This window comes from Cupriavidus sp. FW305-3-2-15-C-LB2, assembly GCF_058787575.1.
Genome location: NZ_JBYSZW010000074.1, coordinates 1 through 15,004, shown reverse-complemented (window position 1 = coordinate 15,004; position 15,004 = coordinate 1). Strand labels below are relative to the sequence as shown.

10 protein-coding genes are annotated in these 15,004 nt (G+C 65.8%); 7 read left to right on the top strand and 3 right to left on the bottom strand.

The window, feature by feature from the left end; translation table 11 throughout:
• The first annotated feature begins 175 nt into the window (after positions 1 to 175).
• Positions 176 to 973 carry an IclR family transcriptional regulator gene (locus tag AC3WRR_RS33300; protein ID WP_058697235.1) on the top strand — a complete coding sequence of 266 codons (798 nt, stop codon included), beginning with the start codon at positions 176 to 178 and terminating at the stop codon, positions 971 to 973.
• Between the two features lie 29 nt (positions 974 to 1,002).
• On the opposite strand, the gene AC3WRR_RS33295 is transcribed toward AC3WRR_RS33300, so the two are convergent.
• Both AC3WRR_RS33295 and AC3WRR_RS33290 read right to left on the bottom strand, forming a co-directional pair.
• Positions 1,003 to 3,327, bottom strand: a complete 2,325-nt coding sequence (locus tag AC3WRR_RS33295) for a molybdopterin guanine dinucleotide-containing S/N-oxide reductase (RefSeq protein WP_492299294.1) — start codon at positions 3,325 to 3,327, stop codon at positions 1,003 to 1,005.
• Between the two features lie 36 nt (positions 3,328 to 3,363).
• Positions 3,364 to 4,296, bottom strand: coding sequence for a Bug family tripartite tricarboxylate transporter substrate binding protein (locus tag AC3WRR_RS33290; RefSeq protein WP_492299292.1), 933 nt, complete (start codon positions 4,294 to 4,296; stop codon positions 3,364 to 3,366).
• A 588-nt stretch (positions 4,297 to 4,884) separates the two neighbouring features.
• Between AC3WRR_RS33290 and AC3WRR_RS33285 the strand changes: the two genes are divergently transcribed.
• The 5 genes from AC3WRR_RS33285 to AC3WRR_RS33265 all read left to right on the top strand — a co-directional run bounded on the left by AC3WRR_RS33285 (position 4,885) and on the right by AC3WRR_RS33265 (position 12,262).
• Positions 4,885 to 7,209, top strand: a complete 2,325-nt coding sequence (locus AC3WRR_RS33285; protein ID WP_010811615.1) for a xanthine dehydrogenase family protein molybdopterin-binding subunit — start codon at positions 4,885 to 4,887, stop codon at positions 7,207 to 7,209.
• Positions 7,178 to 7,642 carry a (2Fe-2S)-binding protein gene (locus tag AC3WRR_RS33280; protein ID WP_492299290.1) on the top strand — a complete coding sequence of 155 codons (465 nt, stop codon included), beginning with the start codon at positions 7,178 to 7,180 and terminating at the stop codon, positions 7,640 to 7,642. The genes AC3WRR_RS33285 and AC3WRR_RS33280 overlap by 32 nt, the downstream gene beginning before the upstream one ends.
• Positions 7,643 to 7,847: 205 nt before the next feature.
• Positions 7,848 to 9,719: a preprotein translocase subunit YajC gene (locus AC3WRR_RS33275; RefSeq protein ID WP_492299289.1), complete on the top strand. Its 1,872-nt coding sequence runs from the start codon at positions 7,848 to 7,850 to the stop codon at positions 9,717 to 9,719.
• Positions 9,720 to 9,727: 8 nt separating this feature from the next.
• Positions 9,728 to 11,332: a GMC oxidoreductase gene (locus AC3WRR_RS33270; RefSeq protein ID WP_492299288.1), complete on the top strand. Its 1,605-nt coding sequence runs from the start codon at positions 9,728 to 9,730 to the stop codon at positions 11,330 to 11,332.
• Positions 11,333 to 11,350: 18 nt separating this feature from the next.
• Positions 11,351 to 12,262, top strand: coding sequence for an ATP adenylyltransferase family protein (locus AC3WRR_RS33265; RefSeq protein ID WP_058697229.1), 912 nt, complete (start codon positions 11,351 to 11,353; stop codon positions 12,260 to 12,262).
• Positions 12,263 to 12,267: 5 nt separating this feature from the next.
• Here the strand turns inward: AC3WRR_RS33265 and AC3WRR_RS33260 are convergent, their stop codons facing one another.
• Positions 12,268 to 13,563: a DUF3422 family protein gene (locus AC3WRR_RS33260; RefSeq protein WP_010811620.1), complete on the bottom strand. Its 1,296-nt coding sequence runs from the start codon at positions 13,561 to 13,563 to the stop codon at positions 12,268 to 12,270.
• 107 nt (positions 13,564 to 13,670) lie between these two features.
• On the opposite strand from AC3WRR_RS33260, the gene AC3WRR_RS33255 reads away from it, so the two are divergent.
• Complete coding sequence (locus AC3WRR_RS33255; protein ID WP_010811621.1) at positions 13,671 to 14,531, top strand: LysR family transcriptional regulator; 861 nt, start codon at positions 13,671 to 13,673, stop codon at positions 14,529 to 14,531.
• Positions 14,532 to 15,004: the final 473 nt, after the last annotated feature.

Here is a 15,004-nt window from a genome sequence, read left to right as displayed (position 1 = left end):
ACGGAGTTGCGGGCCCGAAGGATTCCGACGCCGTCCACATTCCAGCGCCGGTTATCCCGGAATGGAGTCCAGTGTAGGGACGTCCCAATATCGGGTACAACTGTTCCGTATTTGAGAACACCTGCGCGCCGGGAGTACCATGTGTTCATCCGCATCGACCCGGGAGCGAGCGCGCATGAACAACACCTTGATCAAGGGGCTGCATATCATCGAGTTGCTGGCCCATAGCGATCGCCCGCTCGGCCTTACCGAGATCGCCAGGCATCTCGGCGTGGCCAAGAGCAATGTGCATCGCCTGCTGCAGGCGCTGGTCGAACTGCATTTCGTGATCCGCGATGAAGCGGGCATGGGCTACAGCGCCTCGATCAAGCTATGGGAACTTGGTTCCGCGGTGCTGTCCCGCCTGGACTTGCGGCGTCACGCCGAAGGCTGGATGGAGCGGCTGATGGAAGCCAGCGACGAAAGCGTGCACCTGTCCGTGCTGGACCGGGGCGAGGTCGTGTACGTGCACAAGGTCGACAGTCCTAATCCCGTGCGGGCCTATACGCAGATCGGCGGGCGCGCGTTGGCGCATTGCGTGGCGACGGGGAAGGCCATGCTCGCATTCCTGCCCGACGTCACGCTGCTGCGCATGGCCGATTCACTGGTCGCGGCAACGCCGGACAGCATCATCGACCCCGAGCGCTTCCTGCAGGAGATGGAGAAGGTGCGCCGGCAGGGCTATGCCGTCAACCGCGGCGAGTGGCGCGAGTCGGTCTGCGGCGTTGCCGCCCCGATCAGCGACGGCAACGGGCACGTGATTGCCGCGGTCGGGCTGTCGGGGCCGGCGGCACGCTTCAAGCCCCAGAAGATCAAGGCCTTTGCCGAGCTGGTGCGCGAAGCGGCCAATGACATCGCCATCGGGCTGGGTGGGGGCGACCGGCACAACGCGCTGTCGCTGGCGACCCGGAGCATGGTCGCGGTCAGGCGTTGACAAGGCGCCCGCCAGGGCGCCTTGTCGCTTCAGACGCCGTACCGTGGCTGCAGCTGCGGTGGCTTGAACGCGGTCACCGGCGGCGGCTCGCCTTCGAAGCGCGCGACTTCAACCAGGCACGTCTGTGCGATGCACCCTTGCGACAGGCCCGAAGCGGGCCGGTCCAGTGTCAGCGCATTCGGGTTGCCATGCTTCTCGATGCCGTTGCCGCCAACCGACGCAGCCGCCAGGTCGGGGTCGAACCAGGCGCCGGTGGACAGCTTGATCACACCCGGGCGAATGGCCGCGCTGATGACCGCGCCGGCCAGGCAAGTGCCGCGTGCATTCGAGACGCGCACCACGTCGCCGGCGCCAATGCCACGGGCTGCGGCGTCGGTCGGATGGATCATCACCGGCTCGCGGCCGGCGACCTTGGTGGCGCGGCTGTGGGGACTATGGTCAAGCTGGCTGTGGAGGCGGCTGGCGGGCTGGTCCGACAGCATGTGCAGCGGCCAGCGCGCAGCGAGGTCAGCGCCAAGCCATTCCACCGGGGCAAACCATTGCGGATGCCCGGGGCAGTCCGGCAGCCCGAAGTCCGCGATGGTCTGGCTGAAGATCTCGATCCTGCCTGACGGGGTGCGCAGGGGGTTGGCCTGCGGATCGCGGCGGAAGCCCTCCAGCATCACCACCGACTGGCCGGGGAGGGCCATGTCGACCAGGCCGGCTTCCCAGAACGCATCGAACTCCGGCAGCCGCACGTCGGCCTGTGCGGCGCGGCCGATGCTCTCGCCATAGAGCCTGCGCAACCAGCCTGGCGTATCCAGGCCTTCCGTGTAGCGCGCCTCCGCGCCAAACCGGCGCGCCAGCTCCGTGAAAATGTCGTAATCATCGCGTGCCTCGCCAACCGGCCGCATTGCCTGGTGCATCGCCACCATGAAGCGCTCACGCGTCGAGTACCCGATGTCATCGCGCTCGAGCGTCGTGGTCGCGGGCAGCACGATGTCCGCCAGCTTCGCGGTCGCAGTCCAGAACGGCTCGTGCACGATGACCGTCTCCGGCTTTTGCCACGCACGCAGCAATCGGTTCAGGTCCTGGTGGTGATGGAAGGGATTGCCCCCGGCCCAGTACACCAGGCGGATGTCAGGATAGGTCAGCGTGCGGCCGTTGTATGTGAACGTTTCACCTGGCTTCTCCAGCATGTCGGCGATGCGCGCCACGGGGATAAAGGCCTTCACGCCATTCTCTCCCTGCGCCAGGGTAGGCCCGGAGAAGCGGGGGTTCGCGTTGCCGATCATGTTGACCGCGCCATAGCCGACGCCGAAGCCGCCTCCCGGCAGGCCGATCTGCCCAAGCATGGCGGCGAGCGTTACCAGCATCCAGAACGGTTGCTCGCCATGGTCGGAACGCTGCAGCGACCAGGCGATATTGAGCATGGTCCGCGCAGCCGCCATCTCGCGCGCAAGGGTTCCGATCCGTGCCGCCGGCAATCCGGTGATGCCGGCGGCCCAATGCGCGTCCTTGGCCTGGCCGTCCTGCTCGCCGCGCAGGTAGGCCGCAAAACGATCGAAGCCCACGCAATAGCGATCAAGGAAGGCGACGTCATGCAGTCCTTCGACCAGCAGCGTATGGGCAAGACCCAACATCAGCGCGGTATCTGTGTTGGGCCGGATGGCCAGCCACTCGAAGTCAGCGCCTGTTTCCAGGTCGTCGCGCACCGGGCTGATGTTGACGAAACGGGTGCCCGCCGCGGCCATGCGCCGCAATGCGTCCGGCACCTCATGCTGCCCCGGGCCGCCCGCGCTGACCTGCGCGTTCTTGGCCGGTACGCCGCCGAAGGTGACGAACATGCCGGTATGCCTGGCAAGCACATCCCATGAGGTATGGACGGCCATCAGTTCATCCATCGGGGCGACGATATGCGGCATCAGCACGCGTGCGGCACCAAGGCTGTAGGAATCGGCATGGCGCACGTAGCCGCCAATGGCGTTGAGGAAGCGATGGATCTGGCTCTGGGCATGGTGGAAGCGGCCGGCGCTGGACCATCCATAGGAGCCGCCGAAGATCGCCTCGTTGCCCCAGGTGCCGATGACGCGCTTCAGTTCGCCCGATACCAGTGCCAGCGCCTCCTCCCACCCGATCTCGACAAACGGCTCCTGGCCGCGCCGCTCGGGCCGGCTGCCGGGGCCGTTCTCGAGCCAGCTCTTGCGCACGGCGGGGCGCTTCACGCGCACTTGCACGTCGCGGCAGGCTTCGAGCATGCCTGAGCCAATGCCGGACGGCTGAGGGTCCGCCTCGATCGGATGCAGCCTTGTCGCCTCGTTGCCGTTGCGTTCGACTTCATAGACGCCCCAATGGGCCGCGGTGTAGGTACGCATGTTCGGTTTTGTCTGGTGAGGTTGCTGGTTGCGGGCTTATTCGCCGTTGATGCCGATCGCCGGCAAGAGTTGCCGATAGAACTTCTGGTCGGCCAGCAACCCGCGGCGGAACTCCTCGGGCGACTGCCAGGACGCAACGGAGTTGGCCTTCAGCATCACGGCCTGAATGTCGGTTTCGCTCAGGACCTGGCGCAGGGCCCGCTCAAGGCGATCCGTGATGTCCTTGGGCGTGTCCCTGGGGACCAGGATGCCCCAGCCCGAGCCGCTCGCGGTGGTGATCTCCACGCCTGCTTCCTTGAGCGTGGGGACGGACGGCAGTTCCGGATGGCGGCTGCGGTAGAAGGTCGCGAGCGGCTTGAGCCTGCCAGCCCTGATCATGGCCACCGCTGCCCCGTCGATCACAAAATCGACATCACCGGCCACCGCAGCATTGACCGCCAGCGCCGAGCCGCGGTATGGAACGTGCATCAGCTTCAGCCCCGCTTCCTGCGCCAGCGTGCCGGCGTACACGTGCCCGGCCGAGGCCTCGCCGGCGGAACCGAAGGTCAGCTTGCCGGGATGTTGCCTGGCGTACGCGATGAACTCCGCCAATGTGTTGACCGGTAACTCCTTCCTGACGGCCATGACGGCGATATAGTCGGCGACGCCGCCGACCGGCTGGAAGCTGTCCAGCGAGAATGGCAGCTTGCGCAGGTTGGGCAGGACAGTGAAGGCGGAGGCAGCACCAAGCAGCATGGTGTAGCCGTCGGGCGCTGCATTGGCGACGAACTCAGTACCGACCTGCGTGGTGCCCCCGGGCTTGTCCTCGACGACGATATTGGCCTTGAGCACCCTGGCCATACGCTCCGCGATCAGCCGACCCAGGATGTCCGAGGACCCGCCCGGCGGAAACGGTACGACCATCCGGATGGGTCGGGCAGGCCACTGCGCCTGCGCCGACGCCGGGCTCGACCAGAGAAAGGGCGCCATTACTACTGCAAGAGCAAGCATTCGGTACAGGCGGATCATGGTTCAACTCCGTTCTCGATATCCCGGCATGGGGGCAAGGAGATCTTAGAGTTGTTCCACAATGAGAAGATAATGTTCCCATATGTGGAATCGGGCGAGCCGGCACGACGCTGAGCAGGTTCGGCGTTTGCAATCAGGCCGACGACGACTGCGCCGAATCCGAAGTGCCTGGTGCCGGCAGTGCGATGGCCCGCAGGGACCGTCAAGCTTCGCTGCCCGGCGCAAGCCAGCGCCGGCCCGATGGCAGGGAGAATCCGCCATGTTTTTCTAAGACGCTGATTCTTCTGGAGAATTTGTCGATCGCGTCGCGGCACGGGCCGCTGCAAGCCGGGCAAGTAATTTTTCCCGGTTCAAGGATTTGCCGGAACGCAGGCGCTGTCATGGACCTGCGCAGGCAGGCGGTATCAGCGCAGCATGGCCCGTGCCGGGTGTTGCGCGATTGCGCCAACCACGTGCTCGCATTCGCGCTGCGGCACTTCCCGACCTAATATAGGCCATGCCATCGGCGGCACGGGGCCTTCCTATGATGATCGATCCGCCAGTCTTGCCATGTTGACGCGCAGAGCCTTCCTGCTCGGCGGTGCGGGCGCTGCCGGTGCGCTGGTGATCGGATGGGCCTGGCTGCCGCCGCGCCAGCGCCTGGCGGGCGGCGAGCCGCTGGCGGCGCGCGACGGGCAGTTTGCGCTGAACGGCTGGATCAAGGTGGCGTCCGACAACACCGTCACGGTGGTCATGAACAAGGCCGAGATGGGGCAGGGCGTGCATACCGGCGCGGCGATGCTGCTGGCCGAGGAGATGGAGGCCGACTGGTCGCAGATCCGGGTCGAGCCGTCGCCCATCGACAACCTGTACAACAACATCGAGGGCGTGGTCGCCAACCTGCCGTTCCGGCCGGACGACAAGGGGTGGCCCAGGCGTGCCGCCGAATGGTTCACGCGCAAGGGCGTGCGCGAGGTGGGCCTGATGTTCACCGGCGGCTCTACCAGCATCAGGGACCTGTGGCATCCGATGCGCGAGGCCGGCGCCGCCGCCCGCATGATGCTGTGCGCGGCAGCGGCGAAGCAGTGGGACGTCAAGGCCGAAGCCTGCCGCGCGCAGGCCGGCAAGGTGGTGCATCCGTCGGGGCGCAGCGCCACCTTCGGCGAACTTGCCGCGGCTGCCGCGCGTGAGCCTTTGCCTCGCAAGGTCGAACTGAAGGATCCGGCCAGCTACAGGCTCATCGGCACCCGCGCGGCGCGCCTTGATGCCGCTGCCAAGCTCCACGGCACAGCCAGTTTCGGTATCGACGTGGTGGCGGACGCGATGGTCTACGCCAGCGTGCAGATGTGTCCGACGCTGGGCGGCACGCTGCGGGGATCCCCGCCCGACGACGTAAAGAAGTTGCCCGGCGTGCTCGACCTGGTCGCGCTGCCTCCGCTCCAGGGCGGCAGCGGCGGCGTGGCGGTGATCGCCAGCGATGCGTGGATCGCCATGCAGGCGGTGGAGAAGGTCCAGTGCAAGTGGGACGAGGGCGAAGCGGCGAAGCTGTCGAGCGACGGCATCCGCGATACGCTGGTGAAGGCGCTCGACGCCGCCGACCCACGCGTCTGGTACGAGCATGGCAACGGGCGCGCCATGAAGCAGGGCAAGCCCGCCATCCAGGTCCTGTACTCGGCGCCTTATCTCGCTCACGCCGCGCTGGAGCCGGTCAACTGCACGGTGCTGGTCCAGGAGGACCGCGCCATCGTGTGGGCTGCCACGCAGATGCCCGGGCTGGCTCGCCGCTGCGTGGCGAAGACGCTCAGGCTGGACACCGACAAGGTCGAACTGCGCCAGCAATTCATCGGCGGTGCCTTCGGGCGCCGGCTCGAAGTCGACTTCATCTGCCAGGCGGCCGCCATCGCCGCCAGGCGCAAGGGCGTGCCGGTGCAGACGATCTGGTCGCGCCCCGAGGACATGCGGCATGACTTCTACCGTCCGGCCAGCGTGTCGCGCTTCGAGGCCTGGCTCGACGAAAACCGAAAGGTCATCGCCGTGCGCAATGTCTCGGCCAGCCAGTCAGTGCTGGAGGGCGTCGCGAAGCGCAACTTCGGCCTGCCCGACATCTTCCTGTCGCGGCTGGACAAGTCCACGGCGGAGGGCGCCTTCGACCAGGCTTATGACTGGCCGGACGTGTGGGTCGGCCACCAGACCGTGGACCTCGCCATCCCCGTGGGCTACTGGCGCTCGGTGGGGCACTCGCACCACGCCTTCTTCATGGAGAGCTTTGTCGATGAGCTGGCGGTGGCGGTCGGGGTGGACCCGCTCGACTACCGCATGAGCCTGCTCAGGGATGAGCGCCAGCGCGCGGTGCTGGAGCAGGCAAGAAAGATGTCGGGCTGGGGCCAGCCCTTGCGCAAGCAGCCTGGCGTGGCGAAGATGGGGCGCGGCGTGGCCCTGCACGAGTCGTTCGGCAGCGTGGTGGCGCAGGTCGCCGAGGTGTCGGTAGGCAACATGGGGCAGGTCCGCGTGGATCGCGTGTTCTGCGCCATCGATTGCGGCATGCCGGTCAACCCGACCCTGATCGAGCAGCAGGTCGAGGGCGGCATTGTGTTCGGGCTGTCGGCAGCGCTGTGGCAGAAGATCACGCTGGAGCGAGGCAAGGTGAAGGAGGACTATTACACCGCCTTTCCGGCCATGCGCCTGCGAGACTGCCCGGACATCCAGGTACACGTGATGCCTTCGACGCGCCCGCCGCAGGGCGTGGGCGAGTCCACCACGCCGCCGATCGCCCCGGCGGTGGCGAACGCCTTGTTCCATGCGACCGGCGAGCGCCTGCGCGACCTGCCGCTGCTGAAGACCCTGCCGCCTTCCGGAGCCTGCGATGCCAGACCATCAGATCAGTGTCAACGGTAAGAGCGTCGAGGTCCGCTCGGACGGCTGCACGCCGCTGTTGTGGGTGCTGCGCTGCGAGCTCAAGCTGACAGGCACCAAGTTCGGCTGCGGCGTGGGGGTGTGCGGCGCCTGCGCGGTGCATGTCAACGGCAAGATGGTGTTGTCGTGCCAGCACCAGGCGAGCGAGATGGAAGGCAAGAAGATCGTCACCATCGAAGGACTCGACGGCCCCGAGGCGAGCGCGCTGCGGGCGGCCTGGCTCAAGCACGAGGTGGTGCAGTGTGGCTACTGCCAGAGCGCGCAACTGTTGGCGGCGAGCGCGCTGCTCAAGCGCACCCGGAATCCGAAGGAGACGGAGATCGCCGACCAGATGAGCTGCGTGATCTGCCGGTGCGGCACGTACACACGGATCAGAAGGGCGATTGCGGAAGCGGTGGAGATGTTGAGGGGGTGAGGGCGTAGGGCCATTGGCAACGGCTGGCACTCGCGCCAGCATGCGCGAGCGCCCCGATCCTTGCGGACGAGCTGGAAGTCTTGGGGGGAAGGCGATGAAACATTCCGGGTCAGCACCAGAGTCGCCATATCCGGGTGGTTCGCAAGCTGCGGCCGATGCTGCCGGCTCCGCGACGATCGCTTCCGCGTCTGCCGCGACCGGGCGCGTGGAACTCTACACCCAAAGAACCATGGTGAACTGGCTGAGCCCGCTACAGCTGCCGTTCACTGCCATGCGGGTTGCCGTGGCGATGGCGATCGGCGCCTTTGCCGACCAGCGCATGGTGCAGGCGGCACTCACCACGCTGAATCCGAACCCGCCGCTCCCGGTGCCCGCCGACGGGCACGGCGGTGTCTGGGTCGACTATCTGGCCGACACCGGCGACGGTTGGGACTCGACCTACTCCATGGCGTTGTGCGTCAGTCACGCGGTGACGCTGCGCGAGCAAGGCGTGACGCTGCCACGGGCAAAGGTGCTGCTGCTGGGTGGCGACCAGGTGTATCCGACCCCTGCCCATGAGGGTTATCGGACACGCTTCGTCGATCCCTTCCGGGCGGCATTCCCTGCGCCGGTCGAGATCGCGCGCCCCGCATACAGCGACCAGCCGATCAAGTTGCCGGATGCGCCGTGGATGGTCGCCACGCCTGGCAATCACGACTGGTACGATGGCCTGCGTGGCTTCGCCCGCCTGTTCTGCAGCGGCAAGCCCGTGGGCGGCTGGGAGACACGCCAGCGCACTGGCTACTATGCCTTGCAGTTGCCCGGCGGCTGGTGGGTCTGGGGCCTGGACCTGCAACTGGAGTCTGAGATCGACCGGCCGCAGCGCGAGTACTTCCAGAAGATGCACACGGCGCTGCAGCCCGGTGACCGCGTCGTATTGTGCGCGCCCGAGGCGAGCTGGATTGACGAGATGGAGCGCGTGCGCCGCGGCGAGCGGCGGGCCGTACCTTCGATCGAGGCCAAGACGCCGCGCTTCCGGAGCCTGAGCGAGATCGAGGGGATGCTGGGCGACCGGCTCGCGCTGGTGCTGGCCGGCAACTCGCACCACTACGCGCATTACGTGCCGCGAGAGGGCACGGCGGGACCGCATCGCATCACCTGCGGAGGCGGCGGTGCATTTCTTCACGGCACGCACCTGCTGCCAGATCCGCCGAGGCCTATCGTCGTGGGCCCGGCCAGACAGCTCTACGAACTGAAGTCAGCGTATCCGGAAAAATCCGCTTCCCGGCAATTGCGCAATCGCGCGTGGCAACTGCCTGCGCGCAACCTCTCGTTCTGTGCGCTGGTGGCGATCCTGTACTTGCTGTTCGACTGGATCATTCAAAGCGCGAGCCTGGTATCTGTCCCCGGGCGCGATCAACGCAGCTTCGTCGACAGGCTGGCCGGGCTCGAAGTGACATTCGGGAATATCGGCGAGGTGTTCCACCAACTGTTCCGGGTCATGGCGCACAGTCCGGCGTCGGTGGTGTTCGCAGCGGCCATTGTCTTTACCTGTGCTGCGCTGTCGACCAGGGATGTCAGGCGCGGCGTGCGCCTGGCGTGCGTTGTCGGCGCGTTGCACGGGCTGCTGCACCTGGCACTGGCAGTCGCGCTGCTATGGCTCGTCATGCGGCTCAACTTCCATGTCTTTGGCGCGGACAATGCGCCCCCCGTCTTGCTGTTCGTGGTCGAGGCCATGCTGCTGGGCGGCGCCCTCGGTGGCCTGCTGTTTGGCGCATGGATGGTGTTGGGCAATGCCCTTTGGCGCCTGCACCCCGAGGAGGTGTTCTCCTCCCAGCGCATCGCCGATTACAAATGCTTCCTGCGGATGCGGTTCGAGGGTGGGCAATTGACGATCTACCCGCTCAAGCTGGAGAAGGTCTGCCGTCATTGGAAGCTGGGCGAGGGCGTCAAGCGATTGACGAAGGTCCATGGCACCTGGCGCATACGCGCCCAGCCCGGCGCGACCGGCCCCCGGTTCGTGCCGGCAGACGGTCAGGTAATGCCGCCCGAGGCGGTGCGGATGATTGAGGAGAAGCCAATCATCATCCAACGATAGGGAGCGTCATGATGAGCAATGCGCTTGCCTACGATGTCGTCGTCATCGGCAGCGGCTTCGGTGGTGCAGTCTCGGCGTGCCGGCTCGCGCAGGCCGGCCGCAAGGTGCTGGTGCTGGAGCGCGGCCGGCGCTGGAGCCCCGCGACTTACCCGCGCGACGAGAGCGACCCCTGGCTGTGGAACCAGGAGCGCGCCAATCGCTTCAATGGCTGGGCCGATATCCGGACCTTCTCTGACGTATGGGTCATCGCCGGGGCCGGGGTCGGTGGCGGCTCGCTGATCTACGCCAACGTTTCCGTGGAAGCCAAGCCGGAAGCCTTCCAGCAGGGCTGGCCGAAAGAGGTTACCTATGCGGACCTGCAAGCCCACTATGAGGAGGTCGGGCGCATGCTCGCGGTGAGCGAAGTGCCGGATAACCAGTTGAGCGAGCGAACCCGGCTGTTGCGCGAGGGGGCGGAAGCCTGCGGTTGGGGCGGGCGCTTCCGTAAATTGCCGCTGGCGGTGACATTTTCCGAGCATTGGGACCCCACACGGCAAGACGCCCGCGATGACCGTCATTCACAGACATTCATGAACCAGCACGGCAGGTTGCAGGGCACTTGTGTTCACTGCGGCAACTGTGACGTGGGGTGCCAGGTATCGGCCAGGAATACGCTGGACCTGAATTACCTGGCAGTGGCTGAGGACAATGGCGCCGAGATTCTTCCGCTGCACCTGGTAGACCGGCTCGAGCCGCTGCAGCAGGGCTGGCGCGTATGCTTCAGGAAGATCGACCCGGAAATCGAAACGACGAGCCCTGGCACAGTCACGGCCGCCAGGGTGATACTGGCCGCCGGCTCCATCGGCAGCACCGAGCTTCTGCTGCGCTGTCGGGATGAGCATCGCACACTTCCGGGGCTTTCGCCACGGTTGGGATATGGGTGGGCGCACAATGGCGACTTCGTGACGCCAGCCTACTATGACCACAGGACGATCTCTCCTTCCCATGGCGTTACCATCTCCGCAGCGATCGACCTGTTGGACCACAGCGGCCCGAACGGACAGGCGCTCTTCGTGGAGGACGGTGGAATCCCGAACCTCGCAGGCAACTTCATTCGGCGCCATATGAAGCGAACGCGTTCCCGCAAGCTGCGTGCCGTGTGGAAGGAGGTCGGAGGACTGTTTGACGACGGCGATCCGGTCGAGCAGATGATGCCCTGGTTCGGGCAGGGCGTGGACCCTGGCGATGGCCAGCTGAGACTGGGCCGCACGTGGTACGCACCGTGGCGTCGTGTGCTGCGGCTCGACTGGTCCTATCAGGCATCGGTGGCCGTCATCGAGGCCATGATTGCAGCGCATACGCAGCTCTCGGCAGCGACTGGCGGGGATCCGTGGGTACCGCTCACCTGGCGACGGTGGCACAACCTGATCACACCGCACCCGCTGGGAGGCTGCAACATGGGAACCTCCGCTGCAGACGGAGTCGTCGATGCAAGGGGCCGGGTATTTGGCTACAAGGGACTGTATGTCATGGACGGAGCGATCGTCCCGCGTCCGCTCGGCCTGAATCCTTCGCGAACCATCGCGGCGCTCGCGGAGCGCAACGTGGCGATGCTCTTGCGCGAGCAGGACTGACGCTAGCGAAATCCAACCATGCACCATCGACACCTTCAGCCTGGCACGCTGTGGCCGGCGATCCTGCAGCGGACGGCGCATGCCTTGCAGAGCGGGGCGTTGTGCCCGATCGAAACCATCGAGGCGGCGATCGAGGACGGTGGCGTGCGGTTTCTGGTCCGCCAGGTATCGAGCCTGGCTCGCAAGGACAAGGCACGCACGACCAGCAGCGCCGGGAGCAATCCATTCCTGCCCTATGACCCGGAACTGTTTGTCGCGGATATCTCCGACACCCATGTGGCCTTGCTCAACAAGTTCAATGTCATCGAGCATCACCTGCTCATCGTCACGCGCCGCTTCGAAGCGCAGGAATCCCTGCTGACCGTGGCGGACTTTGAAGCGCTGCTGGCTTGCATGGCGGAGTTCCCGAGCCTGGGCTTCTACAACGGCGGGGCAGTCGCGGGAGCGAGCCAGGCCCACAAACACCTGCAGATCGTACCGTTGCCGTTCGCCGAGGGTGGGCCGGCGCTGCCGATTGGTCCCTTGCTGGCGTCGGCACGGATCGCCGGCGCTATCGGTGCCGTTCCCGGCCTGGCATTTGCGCATGCGTTCGCGCCGCTGGATCTGTCCGCGGCGCCGGTGGAAGAGATGGCGTGCACGGCGTGCGAGCGCTACCGCGCGTTGCTGGATGCGGTTGGCGTGCGCGCGGTCGATGTCGAGGGCGGACTGCACCCGTCAGCGCCGTACAACCTGCTGGTCATGCCCGCGGGGCTGCTGCTGGTGCCGAGATCCATGGAGTGCGTGGAAGGCATCGCAGTCAATGCCCTGGCGTTCGCCGGCTCGCTTTTTGTCCGGGATGCGGCGCAGATGCAGGCTATTGAGAGCCTTGGCCCGATGCATCTCCTCCGGCAAGCCACGGCAGCCGCGGGGCAGGGCGGGACAGCAGGCTAGCTGCCCTATGCGGCCTGATTCGCAGCCGGGCGCCGCGCCGCCGCTTTTTGCCCGGCATGCTTGCTGCGCCTGGTAGCACGCAGCACCAGCAGCACCACCGGCAGGATCAGCACGCCCTTGATCAGTTCCGGGTCCAGCGGCAGGTGCACCGCATGCAGCGCCTTGAGCCCGGTGCCCGCCAGCGACAGCACGTAGTAGGAAATGGCCGCGACCGACAGGCCTTCGACCGCGTGCTGCAGCCGCAGCTGGCTGCGCGCGGTCTGGTCCATGCCCTCGAGCAGGCGCGTGGTGTCCTGCTCCTGCGCCAGGTTGACGCGCGTGCGCAGCAGGTCGAGCGCGCGCGCCACGCGGCCGGCAAATTGCTCGTGCCGCGCCCAGACCGACCTGCACGTCTCCATGGCAGGCGCGAAGCGGCGCTCCATGAATTCGGCAATGGTCGGTATGCCTTCGATGCGCTCTTCACGCAATTCCTGGATGCGCGCCAGCACCAGCTTCTCGTAGGCGCGCGACGCGCTGAAGCGGTTGCCGGATTCAGCCAGCGCCTCGATGCGGACCGCCAGGTGCGTCAGCCGCTCCAGCAGCTCGGCATCGTGGCGGCCGCCCTGGCTCGTGTCCATGCTGCGCATCAGCGGCGCGAGCGAGCGCTGCAGGTTGTCCACGCTGCGGCCCAGTTCACGCGCCACCGGCAAGGCCAGCAGCGCCATCATCCGGTAGGTCTCGATTTCATACAGCCGCTGCAGCAGCCGTCCGCCTTGCACTTCGCGGAAGCCGTTGTCGATGACCAGGAAGCGCGTAAAGCCATCTGGCGGGATGGTCCAGTCGCAGAACACCTCGCCGCCGCCGAGCACGTGGCTGCCCGCCAGGGTCGGGCCGTCGATCCATTCCCGCACGTGGTCGCGCGCATGGGCCGCGGCCTCGCCCGAGACCAGCTCCATGCGCAGTGCCACCAGGCGCTTGCCGGCGAAGCTGTCGAACCACTCGGCCGGGATATGGGCGGTGGCCAGGTCGGAGAAGTAGTCCGCGTCACCACGCCGCGCCACGAACGTGAAGGTGGAGAACTCGGTGTGCCGCTCCCACTTCAGTTGCTTGTGATCGCCCCAACGCCCTGAATAGTGCGTTACGCCGTCGGCCGGTACCTCCAGCCCGGTCAGCCTGCACAAGTCGGCCAGCAAGGCATGGTGGACGGCGGTATCGCCGTCGGCATAGATGGCAAAGTGCGTCAGCGAGGCGGGGCCGCCGATGCGCAGGAAGGGGCGGGCATGCAGTTCGCGCGCGAGGCTGTCGCGCAAGGGGTGGTCCATGTTCGCGTGTGGCATAGGTGGTCAACGTTTTCGACCAGTATGCCCGAGCACCGATGGTTAAGAAAAATGCGTAAAATTGATCTGTTGCTTCAGTTTTTCTGATACAAGTGAAAGCGCTTGACCTCGATGTCCTGGCCATGATGGTGGCGGTTGCCGATACCGGCAGCATTTCCCGCGCGGCGGAACTCGTGCACCGCTCACAGTCGGCGGTCAGCATGCAGATCAAGGCGCTTGAGCAAGCTTTGGGCAAGCCACTGTTCGTGCGCAGGCCGAGGAACATGGTGCTGACCCCGGAAGGCGAGGTCCTGCTGAGCTTCGCGCGCCGCATGCTGGCCCTGCGCGACGAGGCCTGGGCGGCCGTGGTCCGCCCCGACGTGACCGGGCGCGTGGTGCTCGGCATGCCGGACGACTATGCCTCGTCCCTGTTGCCCGCGATCCTGAAGAAGTTTTCCGCGACCTATCCCAAGGTCGAGATCCAGGTCATTGGCCTGCCAAGCGTGGCGCTGGCGCCCATGGTCAAGGACGGATCGGTCGACCTGGTCTGCGCAACGCGAGTGAAAGGGTTGTCCGGGGAGTTCATCCGGCTGGAACCGATGGTGTGGGCCGCATCGCCGGCGGCGCACGAAATCTGGAACGAGCGGCCGCTGCCCATTGCCGTGTTCCAGTCGGGCAGCGTCGCCCGCGACATTGCGATCCGCAGCCTGGAGCAGGCCAGGATCGCCTATCGCATGTCCTATGAAAGTCCCAGCCTGCTCGGCCTGCTCAGCATGGTCGAAGCGGGACTGGCGGTGGCGCCGCTCGCGCGATGTGCCGTTCCGGCCCGTTTCACCATCCTTGGCCAGGCCCAGGGGCTGCCCGAGCTAGCCGGGCTGGAGCTGGTGCTGGCGCGCAGCGCAAAGTCGAAGCGGCCGCCTTGTGACTTCCTCGCTGAACAGATCCTGTCCGAGTTGCAGCGCTGGCAAGCGTAATGAGGCGTTCGCCCTCGTCGGCAGGCCGTGGGTCGGCGTGGTCAAGTGACAAAGGAGGCTCATTCAAGTTCTTTTCAAAAACGCTTGCAAGGCAGGCATCCAGGCATTAAGATTCGCCCCCTCGTTCGCAAGGCACCGCGCAACGGGGGTGGGAAAAGACTTGCAAGGATTAACTCGATCCGAAAGAGTGTGCCTTCCAGAATAAAGAATTTCTCGAAAATGATTGATTAATCGCAGAAACTTCTTTATAGTCTCGTTTCTCCGCTGCAAACAAAACGCAGCAACGCAAACGGCAAAGCCGGATGCGGCCCGAAAGGGCGGGTTCTTTAACAACCAAACAACCGATAAGTGTGGGCGCTTGATAACGGATGCGGAAGACTTCGGTCTTTTAGCTTTACAAGTTATACAGTGCTCGCACAGCAAAACGTGACTGGGTCTTCGGATCTGGTCAGTCAGTTTTCTGAGAGTGAGCG